The sequence below is a fragment of the Micromonospora sp. NPDC023869 genome (assembly GCF_055559695.1).
In genome coordinates this window covers 505,908-529,376 of the sequence record NZ_JBVHKD010000003.1, presented here as the reverse complement: position 1 = coordinate 529,376, position 23,469 = coordinate 505,908, and the positions used below count along the sequence as shown (strand labels likewise).

Genomic DNA, 23,469 nt, shown 5'->3' with positions numbered 1-23,469 from the left:
ACAGTGGAACTCGCAGAGACACTTCGAGAGACGGTCGCGATGTTGGTCATGGCCGAGCCCGACGAGATCGGACTCGACACGTCCTTCGCCGAACTGGGGGTCGACTCGCTGGGTCGCCTCGAGCTGATCGCCCACGTCGAACAACACCTCGGCAAGATCCTGCCGGAGAACCAGACCCCACAACTGGACACCATCAACGAGGTCGTCGAGTTCGCCGATTCCCTGGCGGCCGCATGACCGCCAGGACACCCGTGGTCACCGGTCTCGGCGTCGTCAGCGCCGCCGGCATCGGTGCCACGAACTTCTGGCAGGGCCTGCAACAGGGCACACCCCGATTCCGTACGGTGTCGCTGTTCCCGACCGACGACCTGCCGAACCACATCGCGGGCGAGATCGGGCCCTGGACATCCGGCTTCGAGACCGTCGACGCCGACCGGCTCGACGGCGACCGCACGGCGACGTTCGCGCTCGCGGCGCTGGACCAGGCGATCGCCGATGCCCGGCTCGGCGACGTCCGGCCGGACCGCGTGCTGGTCGGGACGACCGTCGGTGACGTCGCCGACCACGAGCGGGCACGGCGCGAGGTCGTGCGCAGCGGCGCCGGTCGGCCCGGATCGCTGGACGTGGACGGGTCACTGCGTACCCGGATCGCGCGGCACCTCGGCGGGTCGGTACCGGTGGAGCTGTTCGTCACGGCGTGCGCCGCCGGCAACATGGCGCTGATCCGTGCCGCACAGCTCGTCGCCGACGGCTCCGCCGACGTCGTGGTGTGCGGCGGGGCCGAGGCGCTCTCGCGGATGGCCTTCACCGGCTTCTCGCGGATGCGCGGCATGGCGCAGGAGCGCTGTCGCCCGTTCAGCGACGCCCGGGACGGACTGCTGCTCGGCGAGGGCGCCGCCGTCCTGGTCGTGGAGTCGGCCGCGCACGCCGTCGCCCGTGGCGTACCGGTGCGCGCGACGATCACCGGTTACGGCCTCACCTGCGACGCGAAACACCCGGCGGCACCGGACCTGTCCGGCGACGGTGTGGCCCGGGCGATGCGATCCGCGATCGCCGGCGCGGACCCCTCCGACGTCGCGTACGTGTGCGCCCACGGCACCGGCACACCGCAGAACGACGCCGCCGAAGCGGCCGCCTACCGCAAGGTCTTCACCGGGTCCCACCCGCCGATCAGCTCCATCAAGGCACTCATCGGGCACTCCCTCGGCGCCGCCAGCGCGATCGAGGCGGTCGCCTGCGCGCTCGTGCTCGCGCACCAGCGGACGATCCCGCAGTGGGGCCTCGACGACGCCGGCACCTCGCTCGGCGTCCGGCCGGCGACCGGCGGTCAGGACGACGCGCCCCGGATCGACCTGGTGCTGAACAACGCGTTCGCCTTCGGCGGCAACAACACCTGTGTCGGCCTTCGGCGGCCCACGTACGAGGAGGCCACCGCATGACGAACGAGATCCACTGTGCCAGGGCGGCAGTCGCCGCCACCTTCGATCTCGGCCGGTTCGCACCGCTCACCGCTGCCCCGGCGCCGTCGAGCGATCTGCCCGCCCTCGTCCGCCGATACCGGTCGGCGCGTTCCGCCGTCGTGGTCCAGGCTTTGCAGACGTGGCTCGACCGTGCCGGAGCCGAGCTGCCCGCCCCTGAGCGTCGCGGCATCGCCCTCGGCACCGAGACCGGCGCGGGCCCGGACATCGACGCGTTCCTCGACGAGTCGATCCGCCGGGGTGACCACCTCGTCAACCCGGCGCTCTTCCCGATGACCGTGCACAACGCCGCCGCCGGCAACGCGGCGATCGCCGCCCAGTGCCGTGGCCCGAGCGTGGTGGTGAGCGCGGGTACCGACTCGGTGTGGTCGGCGCTCGACACGGCCCGCGCGCTGCTCGTCGACGGCAGCGCCGACATCGTGTTCGTCGGCGGCTTCGAGTCGCAGCGGCTCTCGGACGGCGGCACCGGCACCGTCGCCGCCTTCATCGCTCTCAGCATGGACCCGGCTGCCCTCGGGGGCAGTCACCTGGCGCCCCTGGCCACGCAGTTGCACCGGGCCGGCGTCGCGGCGCGGCCGGGACCGTCCGAGGGGGGCGACGGTGGCGGTGTGGCGGCCCTCGTCGGGTTCGCGAACACGTTCGCCCCGCAGCCCGTCGCCGCAGACACGGCGGGGGACGTCGCGACAGGCACGGCGGGGGACGTCGCGGGCACGGCGGACGGCGTCGTCGGTGTCTCGGACGCGGTCGCGGCCGGGGCGGTCGCGCGATGACGGCCCCTCCAGCGGTCGAGACGAACGCGACGACCGTGGGCCGGACGACGCGGTCGACCACGTTCCTCGTCGGTGCCAGCGGCGACATCGGACGAGCGGTGGCCACCACCCTCGTCGACGCCGGCCACCGTCTCGCGCTCACCTGCCACGCGAACGAGGAGGCGATGCGCGACCTGCTGGCCCACGCCGACAAGGCGGGCCTGGACAGCGTCGGCAGCCGGTGCGACACGCGGAGCCCGAGCGCCGTCCGCGCGACCTACGAGAGCTTCGTCGAGGCGCTCGGGCCGCCGGGCATCCTCGTCTACTGTGCCGGGATCCGACGCGACCGGCCGCTGTTGCAGATGGCCGACGAGGACTGGGCCGACGTCCTCGATACCAATCTGCGGGGCGCGATGCAGTTCGTCCGGCTGGCCGGGGCGGACATGGTCCGCGCCGGGTTCGGCCGGATCATCCTGATCTCGTCCGTCTCCGGGCGGGCCGGCGTGGCGGGCCAGGCGAACTACGGCGCGAGCAAGGGCGGCATGGAGGCGATGATCCGTGCGTTGACCCGCGAGTTCGGGCAGTTCGGCGTCACCATCAACGGCGTCGCGCCGGGCCTGGTGGAGTCCGCCATGACCGCCGACCTGCCGTCCGCTGTCAAGCGCGCCTATCTGAGCCGGATCCCGCTGCGGCGCTTCGCGGAGCCGGAGGACATCGCCCCGCTGGTGAGCTTTCTCGTCTCGGACGGCGCTCGATACATCACCGGGCAGACCTTCGTGGTCGACGGTGGGCTGACCGCATAGGAGGCGCGAATGACCAGGCCAGTGGTGATCACGGGACTCGGCGTCGTCAGCGCCGGTGGCATCGGCATCGAGCAGACCTGGCGGACCATCGAGGCCGACCCGCCGTGCGCCGAGCTTGTCGAGCTGCCCTCCGCGCGTCCGGAGGACGGCAAGTTCAAGGTCTTCATGGCCCCGGACTACCGCCTCGCGGACGTCACCGAGACGTACGTCGACGGCGCCCAACTCGAACGCGAGGGCATCGACCGGCAACGCGACATCAAACACCTGGTCGCCGCAGCCGGACTCGCCATCGACGACGCCGGTCTGCGGTCCTTTTCCGACCTCGACCTGCGGGAGGTCGGGCTGGTGGTGGCCGACGAACACCCGGGCGTGGAGCGTCTGGCCCGCACGCTGTACGGGGCGGTGTCCGACGAGGCCACGGCGCAGGCCGACTACACCGACCTGTCGGAGCAGATCTTCGCGCTGAACACGTTCCTCGCGCCCTACCTCGTCGCTCGCGCGCTGCACATCGGCGGCGAGTGCGGCTTCGTCAACTCCGCGTGCGCGTCCGGTCTCACCGCGATCGACAACGCCGCCACCCAGATCCGGCTGGGCCGCAACCCGCTGGCCATCGCGGTGGCCTCCGACGACCCGCTCAGCTCGGGCAAGTTCCGGTGGTTCGCCGACATGCACCTCTACGCGACGGACGGTATCCCCCGGCCGTTCGACCCGGCAGCCTCCGGCACCGTCTTCGGCGACGGTGGCGCCGCCGTCGTCCTGGAGGACGAGGAGCACGCCCGACGCCGTGGTGCCCGGATCTACGGTCGCCTGCGCGGTGCCGGGTTCACCCAGGACGGGTGGCGGGTCAGCGCACCCCACCCCGCGAGCGCCAACCAGGAGCGGTCCATCCGGCGGGCGCTGCGCGAGGCGGCCCTCGACCCGGAGCACGTCGACGTGGTCGTGCCGCACGGCACCGGGATCCGGATGATCGACACCTACGAGGCCAGGACGATCCGGCGACTCTGGCCGGACCGGGGCCGGCAACCGGTGTGCCTCCCGCTCAAGCCGTACGTCGGGCACAACCTCGGCGGGTCGTCGCTGCTGGAGACGGCCCTGCTGCTCAAGGCGATGGCGGAGCGGCGGGTACCCGGGACGCCCGGCGCCGGGTCCGCCCACGGCCTCGACCTCCCCACCGCCTGGGAGTCGAGACACGTCCGGTACGCCGTCAAGTCCGCCGTCGGTTTCGGCGGGTTCTACGGCGCGATCGTCCTGGAGTCGATCTGACATGCCCGACCAGACCCAGACCCAGACCCAGACCGGCCACGTCGACGCCTATGTGGACGAAGCGTACCTCGACGCGTGCGCCGACGCGTGGCAGGTGACCGGCGACCTCGCACAGTCGATCCTGGACACGCTCGATCCCGAGACGGTGGAACCCACCGACGACCATCGGCGGCACTGCGTCGACTGGCTACGCCGGGCCGCCGACCGCCGGACACTGGCCCGGCCCGCGTCGGCGGCGGCCCCGTCGACGGACGCCCACGCGCCAACGGTCGACCTGCTGCGCCACGCCGCCGGCGCGTACCCCCGGTTCCTGGACGGCACCTTCTCCGGCCGCAAGATCCTGCTCGCCGGTCCGGGCATGCGGCTGTGGCACGGCTACTTCCAGTCCGACAACCTGCTGTACCGGCCGCTGAACGCCGCCGCCGGCGCGGCGGTCAGCCACACCCTGCGGACCGGTGGCGGCACCCGGATCCTCGAGGTGGGCGCCGGCACCGGCGGTGCGACCGCGCACCTGCTGGCGCAGTGGCCCGACGACCTGCGCGGCGCCTACGACTACACCGTCACCGACATGAGCGCCAGCCTCCTGGTCGGCGCCCGCCGCAGGCACAGCGGGAACACCCCGCCCCACGTACGCCTGGAGTTCCGCCGGTTCGACTTCGACCTCGCCGACGACCAGGGCCTGGCTCCGGGAAGCCACGACGTCGTGCTCGCCGTCAACGCGCTGCACGTGGCCGCCGACATCCCGTCGACACTGCGCCACCTCCGGTCGCTGGTCCGCCCCGGCGGCGCGCTGGTGCTCAGCGAGTCGCTCTGCGCCACCGGCGACCTCGTGCACCAGGAGTTCATCTTCAACCTCCTGCCGATGCCCGCCGACGCCGGTCGGCGGGGAAGCCGCTTCTATCCCGCGGCAGCCTGGCAGGCGCACTTCGACGCCGCCGGGATCGACGCGGAGATCCAGGTCAACACCGCCGGCCCCGAGCTGGTGATGGTGGCCGTCGCCGCCGCCGAGGCCGCGCCGTGAGCGGACGGGGGGCGCTGCGGACGCCGGATGGCCTCGGTCGCGTACCGGCCGTCGAGGCGGAGGCCGCCGCGCGTCCGGTGCGGGTCCTGGTCACCGGGGCGACGGGTGTCCTCGGCAGGTGGGTCGCCGAGGGGTTCGCCGCACTCGGTGACCACGTCACCACCTTTCCCGGGCGAGAACTCGGCGTGGCGGGGGCGGGAACGGGTCGGGCGTTACGCAGGGCGGTGGCCGAGGTCGACGCCGTCTGCCATCTCGCCGCCGCCACGCCGTTGCAGCCCGGCCGACGTACCGACCTCACCTACGCGCGGTGCAACGTCGACGCGACGCGCCTGCTCCTCGACGCCGTCGCCGCCACCAGCGGATGCCGGGTCGTGTTCGCGTCGACCGCGATGGTCAACGGCCTGGGCCCGACGGACACCAGACGGCACTCCGACCGGGCCGCCTATGCCGAGTCGAAGCTGATCGCCGAGGGCCTCGTCGAGGCGTACGGCTGCGGGGTTTCGTTGCGGTTCAACGCGCTCGGCGGGCCGCGCACGCCGACCGACCGGGGCATCGTCGCGGCGGCGCTTCGGGCCGCCGACGAGAACCGGCCGTTCGACGTCTACGGCGACGGGTCGTCGGGCCGCGACTACCTGCACGTCCTCGACGCCGCGCGGGCGGTCGTCTGCGCCGCCCGCCGACCGGTCGCGGGCTACCGGGCCGTCGAGATCGGCAGCGGCCGGTTGTCCACGATCGACGCCGTCATCGCGGCCGTGGAACACGTCACCCGGCGGCGGGTACCGCGCCGACATCTGCCGGTACGCGCCGACGTCAACGACCGACCGGCCTGCGACCTGGGTCCGGCCGGCGCGGTGCTCGACTGGACGCCGCACCGGTCCGACCTCGCCACCCTCGTCGGCGACCAGTGGGCCGAGCAGCGGGCGCCGGGCACGTTCTCGGCCGGCCTCCGGTGGACTCTCGACCCGTCGGGTCGGCCGCTGACCGTCGTCGCGCCGCGAGCAGGAGGCTGACCATGACGAACACGGACGCCGGGTCGCCGACCGACCCCACCCACGACGTCGACCTGATCGTCGTCGGTGGTGGCGTCGCCGGACTGTCGGCCGCCTTCTACTGGGTCACCGAGGTCGACCGGGACGCGCGGGTGCTGATCGTCGAGGCCGGTCCGCGGCTCGGCGGACCCGCGATCCAGCACACCTTCGACGTCGACGGCCGCCGACTCGTCTCGCCGGGCGGCGCACAGGAACTGACCTTCCCCTCCGCCTTCGCCCCCGCCGTACGATCCGCCCTGTCCACCGTCGGCGTCGACGTCGACCGCTTCCACTCCGACACCGTGGCGGCGCACTACACCGACCGGGGCGCCGGAGGGCACGGCTTCGCCTTCGCCGCGTCGATCTGGGGGCGAAGCCACCTGGTCGCCCACGGCCCGTCGGCCGCCGCCGACTTCGCCGACGCGCCGATCGCGCCACGGGCCAGGCCGGAGGTCGCCGCGCTCGTCAACGAACCCACCGACTGGCTGGTCGGAAGGACCGACGACGAGAAGCTCGCCGCACTCCGAGGGCGCAGCTGTGACGAGGTGCTTCGCGACTTCGCCGCGCTCGACGAGGACACCCACCGGTTCCTGCGGTACAGCACGTCCGCGCAGTCGGGCATGACGTTCGACCAGCATCCCGCCCTGGACGCCGCGCTGATCGGATACCTGGGCCTGGACGGGATCGCTGTCCGCCCCGGCGGCGTCCCGTGGGCCGGGCTGACCCGGACCGGCGCGAGATTCTTCCCCCACCTGGACCCGCCGATCTTCCGGTTCCCGGACGGCAACGCCACCGTCGCCCGGGCCCTCGCCCATCACCTGGTCCCCGACCTGTTCGACGCCGACACCGTCGACGACCGGCTGACCGCCGAGATGTCCGTCGACGCGCTGGACCGGCCGGGCAATCAGGTGCGGATCCGCCTGAACGCCACGGCCACCGCGCTGCGCCACGACGGTCCCGACACGGTCCTGGTCGAGGTGACAGCGGCCGGTGCGGCCACGACCACATACCGGGCCCGCGCCGCCGTCGTCGCCGCCCCCGCCCACGCCACGGCGCGGCTCGTCCCGGAACTCGGGCCGGAGCAGCGGGCCACCGCCGCCTGCCTCGGCCGGTACCCGATCGTGTCGGCCTCCGTCGCGGTGCGGAACTGGCGTGCCTGGCAGTCGCTCGGCATCTCCCGGCTCTCCTGGCCCGGCCACCCGACCTGGCAGATCGCCGGGCTGGAGTTCCCGGTCACCATCGGCGCCTGCGCACCGTCCGCGTCGCCCGACGACCCCACGACCGCGACCGCGCTCGGCGCGCTCACCGAGGCCGGTACCGCGCCCGCCGCCGGTGCGGCCGCCGGGCGTCGACGGCTACGCGCTGCGACGGCACGCCGGGAGATGGCCACCGAACTGCGGAGCCTGCTGGCGGAGGCGCTCGCACCCGGTGGTTTCGTGGCCGACCGCGACATCGTGGACGTCCGCGTCGAGGTCTGGCCGCACGGCTACGCGCGGTACGCCACCTCGCGCGACCGTCCCGGCGACGGCAGTGCCGCGACCGAGGACAAGCGTCGGCTCGCCGACGGTGTCGGACGGATCGCCGTCGCCGGTGTCGACGTCATCGACCATCCCTTCCTCGACGGCGCGATGGAATCCGCGCATCTCGCCGTCGTTCGTCTCGCGGGCGGCGGAGCCGGCCGATGACGAGCCCCGTCTCCGCCCACCGCCCACCGCACCACTCACCACGGAGGAACGACTCGCCATGAGGTTGCTGTTCTGCAGTCTGCCGGCCCACGACCACCTGCTGGAAATGATCCCCGTCGCAGAGGCCGCGAAGCGGTGCGGGCACGACGTCGCCATCGCCGTGTCGGCGCGCTTCGCCGCCACCGTCGAGGCGCTTGGCATCGAGCACATCACCGCCGGTCCGGACTGGGTCGGCGACTTCCTCGACAGCCTCGACGGTGACGTCCTCCCCGAGGAGATGGAGGACTTCACGCAGAACTTCATGGCCGAACTGTTCTGCGGAGAGGCGTGTGTCGCGATGGGCGAGGACGTCGCCAGAGCGATCGCGGACTGGAATCCCGACATCGTGCTGCGTGACACCGGCGAACTCGGCGGATATCTCGCCGCTGAACGGGCCGGGCTGCCGCACGTCACCGTCGGTGTCCTCGACTTCAACGGCATGATGCTCGGCAAGGGTGTCGTCGCCGCGCTCGACCGCCGCCGTAAGCAGTTCGGGCTGCCGCCGGACCCGGACGGCCTGCGGCAGTACGCCTACGGACACCTCAACATGCTGTCTCCCAGCTTCGCGCCGGAAGAGCTCGACCTGCCCAACGTGTTCACCGTCCGGGTGGACGGCGTCCGACGCGGCGAGGTGCTGCCGGAGTGGATCGGGGACCTGGTCGACGACGGGCGCCCGCTGGTCTACGCCAGTTTCGGCACGGCGGCCTCGACGATCCCCTCCTACGGGCCGCCGCTGGCCAAGGTGATCGCCGGCATGGGCGCCGTCGACGCGAACGTCATCGTCTCCACGGGCAAGGGGCTGGACTGGCACGGTAAGGAGATCATCGAAGGCGTCCCGGTGCCCGACAACGTCCGCGTCGTCGAGTGGGTGCCGCAGGCGCTGCTCATGCGCTCCATCGACATGCTGCTCACCCACGCCGGCCCGGCCACCGCCCGCCAGGCGATCGTCAACGGTGTGCCCGTCGTCGCGGTGCCGCTGCTCTTCGACGCGTTCGAGATCGCCGAGCGGTTCACGCAGCACGGCATGGGCGTGCAGTTGGACTGGACGAGCTTCACCCCGGAGGACGTGGCGGCGGCGACCACCACCGTCCTCGGCGATCCGGCGTACCGGCGGGCGGCCCGCCGGTTGCAGGCCCGGACGCTGACGGTGCCGCCGATCGACGACGCGGCGGTCGGGTTCATCGAGCGGGTCCACGCCGAGAACGCGCGCCGATGACCGGCACCGGCGAACGGGTACGGTCGCGCGTCGCGGCCCGGATGGCACTCACCGACGAGCGGCTGGACCGTCGGCTCGCGCTGTTCACGCCGGTCGACGCCGCCGTGGGCGACCTCGTCCGGGCGATCAGCCGCGAGTTCGCGGCCGGCTTCAACGACACGCTGCGCACGTACGATCCGGCGGCGGTGAGCGCGCGGGTCGACGGCATGGCGGACGACTATCTCGCGCCCTTCTACGTCGAGGGCGCCGCGATGGCGTTCGCTGCGGCGGGAACGCTCTATCCGGGTCGGGCGCGTACGGCGCATCACCACCTGCTCGCCACGCTGCCCGGCCACCGGTATCTGATCTTCGCCGGCTGGGGATGGTGGTACGCCGTGCGGCCCTTCGCCGCGCGGGCGATGAGACGCAGTCCGCTCTGGCGGCAGGACGGTCTCTTCACCGGCCTCGGCATCGACGGCATGGCGTTCGCGACGTGCTTCCTCAAGGCGAAGCCACCGCGTTTCGACGTGCCCTGCCCCTTCCCCGAGCCGGAGTACCGGACGCTGTGGTCACAGGGCTACGGTCGGGCGCTCTGGTTCGTCGCCGGTGGTCGACCGGAGGTCATCGAGGACCAGAGCGCCCGGTTGGCCCCTGCGCTCCGTCCGGAGCTGCACGCCGGTCTCGGCCTGGCGACCGCCTTCGCCGGAATGCGCCGGATGCGGTGTATCCCGGCGGCACCGTCGGATCAGGAGAGCGAGCGACGTGCCTTCCTCCAGGGCCTGGCGTTCGGCCTGACCGCGCGCCGGGAAGCCTCGCCCCGCAGCTTCGCGCGGTTCCTCGACCAGCTCGACCGGTCCGACGCCGGCTGGGTCACCACGGTCACCGACCGGTGCCTCGCGCCACCCGGGCGGGACACCAGCCGCGACGGCGGCTACGTGGCGTGGCAGCATCGGCTGCGCACCGAACTCCCGGTTCCGGAGCGATCGGCATGAGCAGGCCACGGCACGTCTGCGCCATCCGCGATCCGATCCCGGCCTACCGGCAGGGCATCGCACGCGAACTCGACAACGCCGGCTACGAGACGGCCGAGCCGGGCGACTGCTACGCCTGGATCCGGCGTTTTCGTCATGCGGCCCACCCGACCGAGTACCGCCTAGCGGTGCTGCTCTCCATCCGCAGCGAGTCCGACATCGAGGTGCTCGCGGCGCTACGGGCGCACGACGACGCGGTGGCACTGCTCGCCCTGTTGGTGGACCCCGCCGCCGACGACTACCGGCGCGCGCTCGACGCCGGTGCCTGGGGTGTCGTCGACTATGCGGCGTCACCGGACGAGATCGTGGCCGCGCTCGAAGCGACCTGGGCCGGTGCCGTCCGGCTGCCCAGGGCGGTCGCCGTCGACCTGCTCAGCCGCCCCGGACGGACCGAGGCGGACCTGTCGGTGGACGAGTCCGACGTGCTGCGCCTCGCGGCACTCGCCAGCGGATGGAGTGTCGAACGCCTCGCCAGCCACGAGAACTTCTCGACCCGGGCGATGTTCCGGCACCTCCAGGAGCTGTACCGCACGCTCGGCGTGTCGAACCGGCACGAGGCCGTGGTGGTCGCCGCGCGGCACGGCCTCCTCGACGGCTCCATGGACGCCATGCGGCAGCGTGCGGCAGACGACGGCCGGTCCGCTGTCCGCAACGGCACCGCAACCCGGGCGGTCCTGGCCGACACCGCGCACCGTGTGGACCGGCAGCCTCCCGCGACCGTGTCGGCGGCCCCGAGCCGCCGGTGACGCCCGGCTGATCGCGGAGGCCGACGTCCACATCGTGCCCGAGCGCCGTGGGCGGGCCGAGCCGTGCCGTGGCTGGCCCTGCGGGCGAAGGGGGCCGCACCGCAGCCGAGCCCAGCGCTGCGGGCGGTCAGCCGCTCCGCGGCGTCACGCGGCGGTCCGCGCGGCCCGGTGCCGCAGCGGGGTCGGGCGCGACAGCGACTCCCCCGCGACCGCGCCGACCAGGCACACCAGCGCGCTGCGCGCCTGCATGTTGACCTGGTGGCTGTGCACGAGCATGGCGATCACCTCGCTGACCGGGCACCACCGGAAGCCCGGCGGGGCGTCGTGGTGGTCGACCACCGTGACGAGATGCCGGCAGCGACTGTGCAGGAAGCGTCCGCCCTCGTCGGAGAGGACGGCATCGAACAGGACCGCCTCCGCCGGGCTGTCGAGCAGGAGGGTCAGCAGCTCCGCCTCCGCGCCGGATCGTGGCGTCTCGCCGCCCGCGATCTGCACGGTCGGGCCCAACTCCACGTCGTCGACGAGGCCGGGCTCGGGACGGGCCTGCATGAGCAGGTGGAGTTCACCGTCGCGGTCGGCGACGGCGAGGCCCACCACACCGAGACCGACCGGCCGGACCATCGGCTGGCACCACTGGTCGACCTCGCGTCCGGCCGCGTCGACGCTGACGGCGACGACCTCGAAACCCGTACCGTCGTCGCGCCGGAGCGCGTCGGCGCTCCGGCGCCAGCCCTGAAGGTCCGGCAGGGCGACACGGACGGAGACGGACGACTGCCGGGCGCGTTCGGCCGAGAGCCAACGCGCCAGCGGCCGGACGTCGCACCTGGCGGCACCGGCCAGGGTCCGGGGCAGGACCGGCAACCGCGCCCCGGACACGGCGAACTCACCGGGCAGCGTCCACGGCGCACACCCCAGGACGGCACGGGTGTCGGCGTGCACGAGGTCGTCGTCATGGAGCAACGCCAGCAGGTCGGCGAGCTCGATCCAGCGGAAGCCGACACCCGGCTCGAAGCGCGGTGTCCGGACGATCATTACCCGATTCCGCTTCCGCCAGAAGACGCCGCCGTGCTCGGACTGCCGCGAGTCGACGATGACGTCGGCCGTCGCGGGATCGAAGAGTTCGAGGTACGGCACCGGTCGGCCGCCGTGCACCCGCTCCCGGTTGCTCCGGGTGGCCTGCACGGTCGGCGACAGTTGGATCCCGTTGATGTTGCCGGGCTCGGCCTTCGCCTGCACGAGCGCCGCGTAGCCCCGGTCCGACGGTGTCACCGCGATCGCCAGCAGGCCGATCTCCGGCTGGTCGACCATCGGCTGCATCCACGAGTGCCGCCCGTCCTCGGTACGCACGCGGTGCCCACGGACGGCGAAGAACCGGCCGGTGCGATGCGTGAGCGCCGCCTCCCCGACGCCGGTGTTCCAGCCCGGTACGGCATCGAGCGGAAGTCTCGACGGGCGCGCGTACCGGGTGCGACCCATCGCCTCTCGCCACTGTCGTATCTCGTCGAGCAGGGACGGATCTGCACGCGACTCGACGAGATGCGACGGGGTGGCCACCCGACGGTCAACCAACCCGCACCTCCGGCACGTAACGGATCCACCGGCCGCCCCGGTCGACGAACTCCTGCTCCTTGGCGACGATCTCGTCGGCGTGGTTCCAGGCGAAGAGCAGGAAGGTGTCCGGGTAGTCGGCGAGATCCTGCGGGAACGGCTCGACCGGGATGCGGGAACCGGGAGTCGTGCGGCCCTGCTTCTCCGGCGTGGTGTCGTAGACGACGGGAAGCAGTTCCGGCCCGATGCCGCAGTAGTTCAGGACCGTGGCGCTCTTCGCGGTCGCGGCGTACCCCGCGACGCTCCGGCCGACCTTCCGCTGCGCCACGAGTACGTCCCGGAGCTGCTCCCGGCGGTCGGCGACGCCGGCCGCGAACGCCTCCAGCCGAGGCAGGTCGTGCGTCCCGTCCCGCTCCTCGGCGGCGATCAGCGCGCCGACGGTGGGCGCGGCGGTCCGCCCGTCCCGGGCGAGCGTGTAGCGCAGTTCTCCACCGTGGACCCCGAGGTGCTCGACGTCCACCAACGCGAACCCGTGCGACTCGGCGATGCGCGCGACCGAGGTGGCCGAGAAGAGATAGAAGTGCTCGTCGTAGATCTGGTCGAACGAGCCGAGACGCAACACGTCACCGAGATAGGGATCCTCGAAGACGACGACACCGTCTGTGGCCAACAACGTCTCCAGGCCCGTGAAGACACCGTGCAGGTCGGGTATGTGGCACATCGTGTTCGCCGCGTACACCACGTCGGCGGGGCCGAACTCGTCGCGTATCCGGTCGGCGGTGGCGGCGTCGAACCATTCCGCCCGGGCGTTGACCCTGCGGGCCACCGCTTCGTCCACCATGTTGGCGGCCGGGTCGACGCCGAGGTGTCGGATGCCGCGATCGGCGATGGTGGCGAGCATGGTGCCGTCGTTGCTGCCGATCTCGACGACGAAGGGGTCCGGGGAGGTCAACCCGGCGACGAGGCGTTCGGCGGTCGCGGCGAAATGGGACGCCATTCGCCGCGACGACGAGGTGCGGAACGGATACTCCTCGTGGAACATCCGCTCGACCGGGACCGGGTCGGCGAGTTGGACGACGTGACAACCGTGGCACACCACGGCCCTGAGGTGGAGCCAGAACTCTTCGGAGGGATCGTCGGGAATTCGGAATGCGTCGGACAGCGGTTGCCGGCCCAGATCCAGGAACTGCGTCACCGCGTCGCCACAGGCTCTGCAAGGCATGTAGCGGATGCTAGGCGCTGACCACCGGCTCAGCCTGGCGCCCGTCGTGGATCACCCCGACCGAGTCGCAGCCGCGCCGGTCGGCGTCCCAGGTGCGCCACGTTTTCTGGCGTGCCTGTCGGATCGACTGGCGTGATTAGCCGGTGCCCGGTTCCGCGATGCGCTCCTAGGGTTGCGATTACGAGCGAACCGCCGGCCGGCAGCAATCACACCCGTCAAGACGACTCGCACGAAAGGTCGAAGAGATGATCAAAATCGGTGACATGCTCCTCGAAGAGCTCGACCGCGATCTCCCCAGCGAGATCGCCGACCCGGCCGCCGCCCTGCGGGGCCGCGCCGGCCAGGTGCTCGAGGTCATGACGCCTCGGCGCACCTTCGCCGACGGCAGCCGCGGCTACCACGCGATCGCACAGACCACGATCGAGGTCGTCGCCGGCAAGGACCCCAACGACACGACGATGCCGCGGGAGCGTTTCGAGTTCCCGGAGTCGCCCTGCGTCATCCAGCTCCACGACCCGGTGCTCACGCTCAACGGTGCCCTCCGGCTCGACCTCGAGATCAAGTCCTACCGGGCCGAGGCGACCAGTCAGGTGCTGTTCCCCGGACAGAAGGTGGCCCTCGGCGTCGGGCGGTCGTTCGACGTCAACCTGCCGCCGTCGGTCGGCCGTCTGGAGATCCCGCTCGGGATCGACTTCGCCGCCGGTGACACGGTGCGCAGCCACCAGATGATCTTCCTGGCCGTCGAGACGCCGATCGGTACGCTGCACAACCCGGACGCGGCGCACATGTTCGCGACGGTCAACAAGGTCCCGCCGATCGGCTTCTCCTACTTCCAGGAGGGCCTCGTTCCGATGGCGAACGCCGACAACGAGGTCGTCGCCATCAAGGTATTCACCGAGACCGCCCTACGCCGGGTGGTCACGGACTGACCCGACACCGGGCAGAGGTTCGCTCGACGTTGCCGCCGCACCCCCGTACTCGGGTGCGGCGGCGCTCGCGGTCACCCACTGTCACGGGTGCGAGATCGCCGGTCCGACCAGTACGGACACTGTCGACAGTGCGTGTTTGCGCGCGGTCGCGACACGCGACATTGTCGTCCGGCGACCCAGGCGAAATGCATGAAACGCTGCTAACGTACACCTTCGCCTACCGTCTTGCGCGGCGTAGGAATTGACGAGCAATCAACTGAAGGGACAGCCCCACGTGCCGAACCTGAAGAGTGTCACGGCGGTTCTGCCGGTCTCCGATCACGCCGCTGCGGTCGCCTGGTACAAGCAGTGGATCGGGCGCGACCCCGACGTCGAGCCCCAGGAGGGCGTCGCGGAGTGGCAGATCGCGGAGAACGCGTGGATCCAGGTCTCGCTGGATCCGGAGACCACCGGCAAGACCAACATCGTGATCGGTGTGGACGACATCGACGCCCATGTCGCCAGCCTGGCGAGCGCGGGCGTACCCACCGGCGAGATCCAGGACTTCGACTTCATCAAGCTGGTCGACATCGTGGACCCGGCCGGCAACAAGGTCAACTTCGTGTGGGAGAACCCGAAGTACGAGCCGCCGGCGGAATAGGACCACAGCACGACACCCGTTGACGGGTGTGAATGGTGGCCGGACGTCGCGTCTGGCAGTTTCACCAGGTCGGGGCACTCGGAACTGATCGCACGACGGATCGGTTTCCGGGCGCCCCGCGTGGTTTCCGGGTGATCGGTGTCAGCCCCTTGTGGAGGGTCCGTCGGGTGTGCTGATGTGTGCACGGGGCATTCCAATCCCGACCCCTCACTGGCAGGAGCCGACATGGCAGCAGAAACGTACGGAGAGGGCTACGCCGAACTCTTCGACTTCGTCTACGGCGCCGAGGCGCCCGACTCGATGGTGACGACCCTCGCCGACCTGGCCGAGGGCGGGCCCGTCCTCGAACTGGGCGTCGGTACCGGCCGGGTCGCGATCCCCCTCGCCGCTCGCGGGCTCGCCGTGACCGGTGTGGACAGTTCGACGGCGATGCTGAAGACCCTGGCCGGCAAGCCCGGCGGCGACTCGGTGCGGACCGCGCTCAGCGAACTGCCGCAGATCGCGGTCGACGGCCGGTACCGGCTCGTCGCGTGTCTCGACAACACCTTCCTGCTGCTGACCACCCAGGACGCACAGACGCAGTGTGTCCTGAACGCCGCCGAGATGCTGACCGACGACGGTCTGCTGGTACTGGAGACCTTCGCCCGCGCACCCGGCGACTTTGGGGTGATGCCCGCGCACCTGGGCGAGAACGCCACCGTGCTCTGGGCCTACCAGGTCGACCCGCTGTCGCAGCAGTTCCACATCCGCGAGATCATCTACGGCGAGAACCTGATGCGTGTCGTCCCGTTCGACGGCCGTGGGGTATCACCCGCGGAACTCGACCTGATGGCTCGGCTCGCCGGGCTGCGGTTGCGTGAGCGCTGGTGCGACTGGGAGCGGACCCCGGTCGAGTCGGACAGCCCGCTCGTCATCTCGGTCTTCGAGCGAGTCGACCAGTGAGCTGACCGGTGGTGTTCACAGCCGGGACAGGACGGTGCGCAGCTCGTCGATCACGCGGGCCTGGTCCGACGCCGACAGCGTCGGGTACATCGGCAACGAGAAGACCTCGTTCGCCAGTCGTTCGGTGACCGGCAGCGAGCCGACCTCCTGTCCCAGGTGCGTGAACCCGCTCATGGTGTGCACCGGCCACGGATAGCTGACGTTCAGCATGATCCCGGCCTCCTTCATCTGTCGGATGATCTCGTCGCGGGCGGGGTGCCGCACCACGTACAGGTAGTAGACGTGCTCGTTACCGGGCACCACGGTGGGTAGTCCGAGGTCCGTTCCGGCGAACGCCTCGTCGTAGGTGGCCGCGATCGCGCGCCGGGCCGAGACGTACTGGTCCAGCCGCGAGAGCTTCCGGAGCAGGATCTCGGCCTGCACCTCGTCGAGGCGACTGTTGAACCCGGGCGTCTCGACGACGTAGTACCGCTCCGCCATGCCGTAGTACCGCAGTCGCCGCAGGGCGGCGTCCACCTGGTCGTCGTCGACGATTACGGCGCCGCCGTCACCGTACGCGCCGAGCACCTTGGTGGGATAGAACGAGAACGCCGCCGCGTCACCGAACGACCCGACGATCCGGCCGTCCTGACGGGCCCCGTGGGCCTGGGCGCAGTCCTCCAGGACGGCCAGCCCCCGCTCCTGGGCGACCCGGCTGACCGTCCGCATGTCGACCGCCTGGCCGTACAGGTGCACCGGCAGGATGCAGCGGGTGCGGTCGGTGACGGCGGCGGCCAACTGCCCGACGTCCATCAGTTGCGTGTCGTGCCGTACGTCGACGAAGGTCGGAGTCGCACCGACGGCGTCGATCGCGACGACCGTGGGGGCGGCCGTGTTCGACACGGTGATCACCTCGTCCCCCGGCCCGACACCGAGGCTGCGCAGCGCCAACACCAGCGCGTTCGTGCCGTTGTCGACGCCGACGCAGTGGCTGCGCTGATGCTTCGCGGCAAACGCCGTCTCGAAGGACCGCACGCTCGCCCCGAGCACCAGTTGACCCGATCTGAACACCTTGTCGACAGCTTCGAGCAGCTCTTCGCGTTCCGCCTCGTACTCGGTGAGGTAGCTCCACACGTTGATGCTCATAGTCGGTAAGGCTAGTGCCGCGACCGGTCCAGGTGGGCGCGGGCGGAAACGCATCCGTAACGAATGGGCCTGGCCCGACGCTCTCCACCGGTGTAGACAAGATTCGATCATGCCGTGCGCCGGAACCGGCGCAACGGCGTGGGAGAGGGGGTGCGGTGCGGGGCGAGTTGCAACGCATCGTCGACGCGGTCGCCGCCCACGTCGGCCGTCCCGCACTGATCGAGGACCGGCGGCAACGCGTCGTCGTCTACAGCGAACAGACCGGGTTGATGGACGAGGTCCGCCGCGCGTCGATCCTGCGGCGGCAGACCGCGCCGGAGGTGATCGCCTGGCTGCGCGGCCTCGGCATCACCGACGCCCGCCGGGCGGTACGCACCCCGGCCAGCCCGGAACTGGACCTGCTGCCCCGGCTCTGCGTCCCGGTGCGTCACCACGACCTGCTGCTCGGCTTCGTCTGGTTCATCGACCCCGACGGGACCATGACCGAGGTCGACCTGGCGGCCACCGGCCTGCTCAAGGAGCTGTCACTGGCGCTGTACCGGGAGAACCTGCTCGGCGAGCTGGCCGCGCAGAGCGAGACCGAGGCGGCCCGGACCCTGCTCGCCGACAGTCCGGGCAGCCGCGACCAGGCGGTCCGGGCGCTGCTGGAGGCCGGGATGATCAACGCCGACGGGCCACGGACCGCGCTGGTCGCCCGGCTCGTCGCCCCCGAGGAACGGCAGCCGGACGAACGGGCCCGGATCGCGCTGGAACAGTCGCTGGTGGCCGCGCGCCGTCGGGCCGGTACGCGGGAGGCGCTGCACCTGGTCCGGCACGACCACGGGGTGCTCCTGCTGCCGGCCGAACCCGCCGCCGGTCGGCCGACGCCGGAGGTGGCCGCCCGGCAACTCGACGACGACCTGCAACAGGTGACCCGCAGCCTGGGTTCCGTGGAGCGGACGGTGGTCGGGGTCGGCCGGACCAGGCCACGGCTGGCCGACGTCGTCGAGTCGTACGTCGAGGCGCTGCACGCCGCCCGGGTCGGTGCGCAACTGCCGGCGTTGGGCCGGGTGGTCGCCTGGTCCGGCCTGGGTGTCTACCGGGTGCTGGCCCGGCTCGGCGAGCAGCAGCTCACGGTGGCCGACGTCCACCCGGGGCTGGCCCGGCTGGTGTCCACGCCGGGCCACCGCACGCTGCTGACCACCCTGGAGCACTACCTGGACCGGGCCGGCAACGCCCACGCCACCGCCGCCGACCTGCGACTGCACCGGACCACGCTCTACTACCGGCTGCAACGCATCGAGGAGCTTGCCGGCACCGACCTCAAGGACGGCGGCGAGCGGCTCTGCCTGCACCTGGCGCTGAAACTGGCCCGGCTGGCGGAGCGGCACGGCGGCGAGGAGTGACGGTCGACTCCGACAGGCGTAGCAACCGGAGGCGGAGATCTCCGACAGGTGACCGATGACCGGTCGACGCGGCGGTCCATAGGTTCGGCGGGACCCGGGGCGTCCGGTGCGACGGCGGGGAGGGGGCGACGCGGTGAGGGCACGCTGGCTCGGCCGGTACCTGCTGCCCACCCTGGTCGCGTTGGTGTTCGTCGCCCCGCTGTGGTTCATGGTGGTCGGCTCGCTGCGCCCCACCGGCGCCCCGCCACCGCGCTCGCTGGAGTGGTGGCCGGCCGCGCCGACCACGGCCGCGTACACCCGCCTGCCGGAGCTGATCCCGATATTCCGCTATCTGGCGAACTCCGCCCTGGTGGTGGCGCTGGCGGTGCCGCTGACCGTGCTGGTCGCCTCGCTGAGCGGCTTCGGGCTGCGGCTGCTGTCCCGGGGCGGGCGGCGGCGGGCGGTGACCGGGCTGCTGGTGCTGCTGCTGGTGCCGGTCACCGCGGTCTGGGCGACGCGGTTCGAGGTGTTCCGGCTGGCCGGGGTGGTCGACACGTACCTGCCGTTGCTGGCGCCGGCGGCGCTGGCCGTCAGCCCGTTCCTCGTGCTGTTGTACGCGTGGAGCTTCGGCGGGATCCCCGACAGCCAGTTGCAGGCCGCCCGTCTGGAGGGGGCGGGCTGGCTGACCATCTGGCGGCGGCTGGCGCTGCCACAGGTCAAACCGGCCACGCTGGCGGTCTCGGTGCTGGCATTCACCTTCCACTGGTCCAACTTCATCGACCCGCTGCTCTATCTCACCAGCGGTGACCGGTACACCTGGCCGCTCGGGCTGCGCTTCCTGCTGCTGCTCAACCCGACGGACTGGCCGCTGCTGATGGCCGGCAGCGTGGTCGCCACCGCGCCGTGCGTGCTGGTCTTCCTGCTCGCCCAGCGGGTCCTGCTCGCCGACGACCCGTTGGCGGCGCTTCGACCGAAAGGACGCCGATGACCCCGACCCGGTGGCGCACGTGTGCGGCCCTGCTCACCGTCCTGCTCGTCGCCGCCGGCTGTACCGCCGGCGAGCGGGCGGCGGAACGCCGTGGCATCACCGTGGTGCTGTTCGGCGACGCCGAGGAGGTGGCCGGCTACCACACCCTGGTCGACGGCTTCACCGCGGCGAACCCCGATGTCCCGGTCACGCTCTCCCCCGTCGCCACCCAGGACGAGCTGATGGCGCGACTCACCACCTCGTTCGCCGGGGGCCGCCCGCCGGACGTGTTCCTGCTCAACTACCGCCGGTACGGGCAGTTCGCGGCGCAGGGCGCGATCGAGCCCGCGCAGTCCTACCTGGACGGCAGCGACACCATCCGGGAGAGCGACTTCAGCAGCCGGGCCCTGGACGCGTTCCGGTTCGACGGCGAGGAGTTGACCTGCCTGCCGCAGAACCTGTCCTCGCTGGTCGTCTACTACAACGCCGACCTGTTCGCCGCCGCCGGTGTGCCGACCCCGCGCCCCGGCTGGACGTGGGACGACTTCCTCGCCGCCGGGAAGGCGCTGACCCGCGACGGCCGGTACGGGGTGGGCGTGGAGGCGTCCGTCGCGCGGCTGGCGCCGTTCGTCTGGTCCAACCGGGGCGAGCTGGTCGACCATCCGGACCGGCCGACCCGGCTGACGCTGCGCGACGACCCGGCCGCCCGTACGGCCGTGGACTGGTTCCTCGACCTGCGACTGCGACACGGCGTCGTGCCGCCGGACGCGGAGGAGCAGAGCGAGTCGAGCGAGGCCCGCTTCCTGCGCGGCACGCTCGGCATGTATCTCAACAGCCGGGTCGCCGTGCCCACCCTGCGGACGATCGACGGGTTCACCTGGGATGCCGCGCCACTGCCGGTGGCCCCCGGTGGCGTGCCGGCGTCGATCCTGCACAGCGACGCGTACTGCATGAGCGCCGGTCTGCCGGACCACCGGCCGGCGTGGCGGTTCATCGAGTACGCCATGGGCGCCACCGGGCAGCGGGTGCTGGCCGAGTCGGGGCGGACCGTGCCGTCCCGACTCGACGTGGCCGACTCCCCCGCCTTCCTCGATCCGGCCCGAGCGCCCCGCTCGTCGCAGGTCTTCCTCGACGCCGAACCGCACCTGCGGGCCACGCCCCGCACCGGCACCTGGTCGCGGGTGGAGAAGGAGACGAACACCCTGCTGGAGGAGGTGTTCTACGGCCGGGTGGAGCGGGAGGAGGGGCTGCGTCGGCTGGAGGAGACCGTCCGCCCGCTGTTCGACCTGCCGGTGGGTAAGTGAAGGGTGTCATCCGGCTGGAGGAGCTGACCCGCACGTACGGGCGCACCGTCGCCGTCGACGGTGTCGACCTGGAGGTACGGGCCGGGGAACTGCTCACCCTGGTCGGGCCCTCCGGCTCGGGCAAGTCCACCATCCTGCGGCTGATCGCCGGGCTGGACCGGCCGGACGCCGGCCGGATCCTGCTCGACGGGGTCGACGTCGCCACGCTGCCGCCGCACCGCCGCGCGGTGGCCATGGTGTTCCAGGACTACGCGCTGTTCCCGCACCTCACCGTGCACGGCAACCTCACCTTCGGGCTGCGGGTACGGCGGGTGCGGCGCGCCGAGGCGGACCGGCGGGCCCGGGCCGCCGCCGAGCGGTTTGGCATCGCCGACCTGCTCGACCGCTACCCGGACCAGATGTCCGGCGGCCAGCGGCAACGGGTGGCGCTGGCCCGGGCGCTGCTGCGCGACCCCAGCGTCTATCTGCTGGACGAGCCGCTGGCCAGCCTGGACGCGCCGCTGCGGTTCGCCACCCGGGCGGACCTGCTCGCCCTGCACCGGGAGTTGCGCACCACCACCGTGCACGTGACGCACGACCAGCACGAGGCGATGACCCTCGGCGACCGGGTGGTGGTGCTGGCGGACGGGCGAATCCGGCAGGTCGGCCCGCCGCAGCAGGTGTACGACGCACCGGCCGACACCTTCGTCGCCGGGTTCCTCGGCAGCCCGCCGATGAACCTGGTCCCCGGCGGCGGTGTGCTCGGCGGCGATCCGACGCTGACTGTCGGCGTACGCCCGGAGGACCTGGTGCGCGACGACGCCGGACCGGTCGTCGCCACCGTCGAGGCGGTCGAGGCGCTGGGCAGCGAGGCGATCCTGTTGACCCGCTGCCCGGACGGCACCCGGCTGACCGTCCGCACCGGTCCCCGCCCCGGGGTCGGGCCCGGTGACGAGATCCGGCTGCGGGTCGACCGACGCCACCTGTTCGACGCGGCCGACGGGCGGCGCCGGTGAGGCGTACCCGCACGTCGTTGACCGGCTGGGTGTTCCTCGCCCCGTACGCGGTCGCGGTGGTCCTGCTGATCGCGGTGCCGGCGCTGCTCAACGTCGGGTACGCGTTCACCGACCACACCGGCCTGACCCGTGATCCGCAGTTCGTCGGGTTGGCCAACGTCCGCCGACTGCTCGACGACCGGTTCCTGCTGGACAGCCTGGAGGCGTCGCTGGTGCACGTGTCGCTGGCCGTGCCGCTGCGGTTCGTCGCGGCGGTCGGGCTGGGTCTGCTGCTCGCCGCCCCGCGCGTCGGCGGTCGCTGGTTCCGGACCGCCGTGTACCTGCCCACGGTGGTGCCGGACGTGGCGCTGGCGGTGTTGTTCCTCTGGGTGCTCAACCCGCTGTACGGGCCGTTGAACCAGATGCTCGGGCTGTTCGGGCACGACGGCTACAACTGGCTGGCCGACCCGACGACGGCCCGGGTGGGCGTGGTGCTGATGCTCGCGTTCCCGATCGGCGAGGGCTTCGTGGTGGTGCTGGCCGCCCGGCGGCTGCTCGCCGGTCGGTTGTACGAGGCGGCGGCGTTGGAGGGGTGCGGGCCGTTCGGGCAACTGCGTCGACTGACCCTGCCACTGCTGGCCCCGGTGCTGGTGCTGTTGGCGGTGCGGGACATCGTGCTCACCCTCCAGGTGAACTTCGTCCCGGCGTACGTGCTCACCGACGGGCGACCGGCCAACGCCACGCTCTACCTGCCGGTCTACATCTTCGACCAGGCGTTCGAGTTCTCCGGTTTCGCGTACGGCTCGCTGGTCACCATCGTGCTGATGCTGATCACGGCGACCATCATCACCGGGCTGCTGCTCGCCGTCCGCCGCTGGCGGGTACCCCGATGAGCTGGCATCCTGCTGCGGTGAGACTGCGTCACCTCGCCGTCACCGTCGTGCTGCTGCCGGTGCTGGCCGCCTGCGGCGGTGCCGAGACGCCCGGCGGCGGACCACGGGACCTGCTGGCCAACCTGCCCGGCTGCGACCGGGTGCCGCTGGACGAGGACCCGGAGGTCGAGGCGGACGTGCCCGGCCTGGTGCTGCCCGACGGCGCCCGGGTCACCGCCGTGGTGCGGCAGGGCGTGCTGACCACGGTGGAGGCGACCGTCCGGATGTCGCCGTTGGACGTCCGCGCGCACTACGAGCAGCGGGCCGACGTGGACCTGCTGAAGATCGAGGACGAGATCTTCGAGACCGAGGTGCTGACCCGGGCCGAACAGCGCCGGATGTACCTGCGGGCCTCGGCGCTCTGCGCCGACGGCAGCACGCTCACCGTGATGGTCGGCCCGGACTCCGACGACGCCGGACTGCCCGAGTTCCGCAGCGGTGGTTGATCGACCTCGACAGATGTCCTAACCGGACGGCGCGTTTC

Annotated in this window: 23 protein-coding genes; 20 read left to right on the top strand and 3 right to left on the bottom strand. The window is 72.0% G+C overall.

Going from position 1 to position 23,469, the window contains the following annotated elements:
* Window positions 1-3: 3 nt before the first annotated feature.
* From ACZ31C_RS12885 to ACZ31C_RS12835, 11 genes are read left to right on the top strand one after another with little or no spacing between them, the layout of a single operon-like run.
* The gene (locus tag ACZ31C_RS12885; RefSeq protein WP_396750699.1) at window positions 4-237 is read left to right on the top strand and encodes an acyl carrier protein; all 234 of its coding nucleotides are present in this window, start codon (window positions 4-6) and stop codon (window positions 235-237) included.
* On the top strand, window positions 234-1,439 hold the full coding sequence (locus ACZ31C_RS12880) for a beta-ketoacyl-[acyl-carrier-protein] synthase family protein (RefSeq protein WP_465795401.1): 1,206 nt from the start codon (window positions 234-236) through the stop codon (window positions 1,437-1,439). The genes ACZ31C_RS12885 and ACZ31C_RS12880 overlap by 4 nt, the downstream gene beginning before the upstream one ends.
* Window positions 1,436-2,248, top strand: a complete 813-nt coding sequence (locus ACZ31C_RS12875) for a beta-ketoacyl synthase chain length factor (RefSeq protein ID WP_465795400.1) — start codon at window positions 1,436-1,438, stop codon at window positions 2,246-2,248. Before ACZ31C_RS12880 ends, ACZ31C_RS12875 begins: the two co-directional genes overlap by 4 nt.
* Window positions 2,245-3,030: a 3-oxoacyl-ACP reductase FabG gene (gene fabG, locus ACZ31C_RS12870; protein WP_465795399.1), complete on the top strand. Its 786-nt coding sequence runs from the start codon at window positions 2,245-2,247 to the stop codon at window positions 3,028-3,030. The genes ACZ31C_RS12875 and fabG overlap by 4 nt, the downstream gene beginning before the upstream one ends.
* Before the next feature lie 9 nt (window positions 3,031-3,039).
* The gene (locus ACZ31C_RS12865; RefSeq protein ID WP_465795398.1) at window positions 3,040-4,293 is read left to right on the top strand and encodes a beta-ketoacyl-[acyl-carrier-protein] synthase family protein; all 1,254 of its coding nucleotides are present in this window, start codon (window positions 3,040-3,042) and stop codon (window positions 4,291-4,293) included.
* A gap of 1 nt (window position 4,294) precedes the next feature.
* The gene (locus ACZ31C_RS12860; protein ID WP_465795397.1) at window positions 4,295-5,314 is read left to right on the top strand and encodes a class I SAM-dependent methyltransferase; all 1,020 of its coding nucleotides are present in this window, start codon (window positions 4,295-4,297) and stop codon (window positions 5,312-5,314) included.
* Window positions 5,311-6,324, top strand: a complete 1,014-nt coding sequence (locus ACZ31C_RS12855; protein ID WP_465795396.1) for an NAD-dependent epimerase/dehydratase family protein — start codon at window positions 5,311-5,313, stop codon at window positions 6,322-6,324. Before ACZ31C_RS12860 ends, ACZ31C_RS12855 begins: the two co-directional genes overlap by 4 nt.
* A 2-nt stretch (window positions 6,325-6,326) precedes the next feature.
* A complete protein-coding gene (locus tag ACZ31C_RS12850; RefSeq protein WP_465795395.1) occupies window positions 6,327-8,027 on the top strand; it encodes an FAD-dependent oxidoreductase in 1,701 nt (566 codons plus the stop codon).
* 58 nt (window positions 8,028-8,085) lie between these two features.
* A complete protein-coding gene (locus tag ACZ31C_RS12845; RefSeq protein ID WP_396750715.1) occupies window positions 8,086-9,282 on the top strand; it encodes a glycosyltransferase in 1,197 nt (398 codons plus the stop codon).
* Window positions 9,279-10,253, top strand: coding sequence for a DUF1702 family protein (locus tag ACZ31C_RS12840; protein ID WP_465795394.1), 975 nt, complete (start codon window positions 9,279-9,281; stop codon window positions 10,251-10,253). The genes ACZ31C_RS12845 and ACZ31C_RS12840 overlap by 4 nt, the downstream gene beginning before the upstream one ends.
* On the top strand, window positions 10,250-11,038 hold the full coding sequence (locus ACZ31C_RS12835) for a response regulator transcription factor (protein WP_465795393.1): 789 nt from the start codon (window positions 10,250-10,252) through the stop codon (window positions 11,036-11,038). The genes ACZ31C_RS12840 and ACZ31C_RS12835 overlap by 4 nt, the downstream gene beginning before the upstream one ends.
* Window positions 11,039-11,182: 144 nt before the next feature.
* Here the strand turns inward: ACZ31C_RS12835 and ACZ31C_RS12830 are convergent, their stop codons facing one another.
* Entirely contained in the window at window positions 11,183-12,592 is a 1,410-nt protein-coding gene (locus ACZ31C_RS12830) for an NDP-hexose 2,3-dehydratase family protein (RefSeq protein ID WP_465795493.1), read from the bottom strand.
* 7 nt (window positions 12,593-12,599) lie between these two features.
* Complete coding sequence (locus ACZ31C_RS12825; protein ID WP_465795392.1) at window positions 12,600-13,808, bottom strand: methyltransferase domain-containing protein; 1,209 nt, start codon at window positions 13,806-13,808, stop codon at window positions 12,600-12,602.
* Window positions 13,809-14,071: 263 nt separating this feature from the next.
* On the opposite strand from ACZ31C_RS12825, the gene ACZ31C_RS12820 reads away from it, so the two are divergent.
* The 3 genes from ACZ31C_RS12820 to ACZ31C_RS12810 all read left to right on the top strand — a co-directional run bounded on the left by ACZ31C_RS12820 (window position 14,072) and on the right by ACZ31C_RS12810 (window position 16,319).
* Entirely contained in the window at window positions 14,072-14,737 is a 666-nt protein-coding gene (locus tag ACZ31C_RS12820; protein ID WP_191088645.1) for a hypothetical protein, read from the top strand.
* Window positions 14,738-15,011: 274 nt separating this feature from the next.
* Window positions 15,012-15,377 (top strand): VOC family protein, encoded by a 366-nt coding sequence (locus tag ACZ31C_RS12815; protein WP_350694576.1) that lies wholly within the window; start codon window positions 15,012-15,014, stop codon window positions 15,375-15,377.
* 225 nt (window positions 15,378-15,602) lie between these two features.
* Window positions 15,603-16,319, top strand: a complete 717-nt coding sequence (locus ACZ31C_RS12810; RefSeq protein WP_465795391.1) for a class I SAM-dependent DNA methyltransferase — start codon at window positions 15,603-15,605, stop codon at window positions 16,317-16,319.
* 15 nt (window positions 16,320-16,334) lie between these two features.
* On the opposite strand, the gene ACZ31C_RS12805 is transcribed toward ACZ31C_RS12810, so the two are convergent.
* Window positions 16,335-17,444, bottom strand: a complete 1,110-nt coding sequence (locus ACZ31C_RS12805) for a DegT/DnrJ/EryC1/StrS family aminotransferase (protein ID WP_465795390.1) — start codon at window positions 17,442-17,444, stop codon at window positions 16,335-16,337.
* A 155-nt stretch (window positions 17,445-17,599) separates the two neighbouring features.
* On the opposite strand from ACZ31C_RS12805, the gene ACZ31C_RS12800 reads away from it, so the two are divergent.
* The 6 genes from ACZ31C_RS12800 to ACZ31C_RS12775 all read left to right on the top strand — a co-directional run bounded on the left by ACZ31C_RS12800 (window position 17,600) and on the right by ACZ31C_RS12775 (window position 23,431).
* Window positions 17,600-18,829 (top strand): PucR family transcriptional regulator, encoded by a 1,230-nt coding sequence (locus ACZ31C_RS12800; protein ID WP_396750731.1) that lies wholly within the window; start codon window positions 17,600-17,602, stop codon window positions 18,827-18,829.
* A gap of 133 nt (window positions 18,830-18,962) precedes the next feature.
* On the top strand, window positions 18,963-19,796 hold the full coding sequence (locus ACZ31C_RS12795; protein ID WP_465795389.1) for a carbohydrate ABC transporter permease: 834 nt from the start codon (window positions 18,963-18,965) through the stop codon (window positions 19,794-19,796).
* Complete coding sequence (locus ACZ31C_RS12790; RefSeq protein WP_465795388.1) at window positions 19,793-21,079, top strand: ABC transporter substrate-binding protein; 1,287 nt, start codon at window positions 19,793-19,795, stop codon at window positions 21,077-21,079. Before ACZ31C_RS12795 ends, ACZ31C_RS12790 begins: the two co-directional genes overlap by 4 nt.
* Window positions 21,076-22,074, top strand: coding sequence for an ABC transporter ATP-binding protein (locus ACZ31C_RS12785; protein WP_465795387.1), 999 nt, complete (start codon window positions 21,076-21,078; stop codon window positions 22,072-22,074). The genes ACZ31C_RS12790 and ACZ31C_RS12785 overlap by 4 nt, the downstream gene beginning before the upstream one ends.
* On the top strand, window positions 22,071-22,946 hold the full coding sequence (locus ACZ31C_RS12780; RefSeq protein ID WP_465795386.1) for a carbohydrate ABC transporter permease: 876 nt from the start codon (window positions 22,071-22,073) through the stop codon (window positions 22,944-22,946). Before ACZ31C_RS12785 ends, ACZ31C_RS12780 begins: the two co-directional genes overlap by 4 nt.
* 17 nt (window positions 22,947-22,963) lie before the next feature.
* On the top strand, window positions 22,964-23,431 hold the full coding sequence (locus tag ACZ31C_RS12775) for a hypothetical protein (protein WP_465795385.1): 468 nt from the start codon (window positions 22,964-22,966) through the stop codon (window positions 23,429-23,431).
* The last annotated feature ends 38 nt before the right edge of the window (window positions 23,432-23,469 follow it).

Coding starts and splice junctions, on each gene's coding strand:
- ACZ31C_RS12840 (WP_465795394.1), top strand. CDS start 9,279: ATGACCGGCACCGGCGAACGGGTACGGTCGCGCGTCGCGGCCCGGATG.
- ACZ31C_RS12835 (WP_465795393.1), top strand. CDS start 10,250: ATGAGCAGGCCACGGCACGTCTGCGCCATCCGCGATCCGATCCCGGCC.
- ACZ31C_RS12790 (WP_465795388.1), top strand. CDS start 19,793: ATGACCCCGACCCGGTGGCGCACGTGTGCGGCCCTGCTCACCGTCCTG.
- ACZ31C_RS12850 (WP_465795395.1), top strand. CDS start 6,327: ATGACGAACACGGACGCCGGGTCGCCGACCGACCCCACCCACGACGTC.
- ACZ31C_RS12820 (WP_191088645.1), top strand. CDS start 14,072: ATGCTCCTCGAAGAGCTCGACCGCGATCTCCCCAGCGAGATCGCCGAC.
- ACZ31C_RS12880 (WP_465795401.1), top strand. CDS start 234: ATGACCGCCAGGACACCCGTGGTCACCGGTCTCGGCGTCGTCAGCGCC.
- ACZ31C_RS12860 (WP_465795397.1), top strand. CDS start 4,295: ATGCCCGACCAGACCCAGACCCAGACCCAGACCGGCCACGTCGACGCC.
- ACZ31C_RS12875 (WP_465795400.1), top strand. CDS start 1,436: ATGACGAACGAGATCCACTGTGCCAGGGCGGCAGTCGCCGCCACCTTC.
- ACZ31C_RS12810 (WP_465795391.1), top strand. CDS start 15,603: ATGGCAGCAGAAACGTACGGAGAGGGCTACGCCGAACTCTTCGACTTC.
- ACZ31C_RS12825 (WP_465795392.1), bottom strand. CDS start 13,808: ATGCCTTGCAGAGCCTGTGGCGACGCGGTGACGCAGTTCCTGGATCTG.
- fabG (WP_465795399.1), top strand. CDS start 2,245: ATGACGGCCCCTCCAGCGGTCGAGACGAACGCGACGACCGTGGGCCGG.
- ACZ31C_RS12865 (WP_465795398.1), top strand. CDS start 3,040: ATGACCAGGCCAGTGGTGATCACGGGACTCGGCGTCGTCAGCGCCGGT.
- ACZ31C_RS12805 (WP_465795390.1), bottom strand. CDS start 17,444: ATGAGCATCAACGTGTGGAGCTACCTCACCGAGTACGAGGCGGAACGC.
- ACZ31C_RS12845 (WP_396750715.1), top strand. CDS start 8,086: ATGAGGTTGCTGTTCTGCAGTCTGCCGGCCCACGACCACCTGCTGGAA.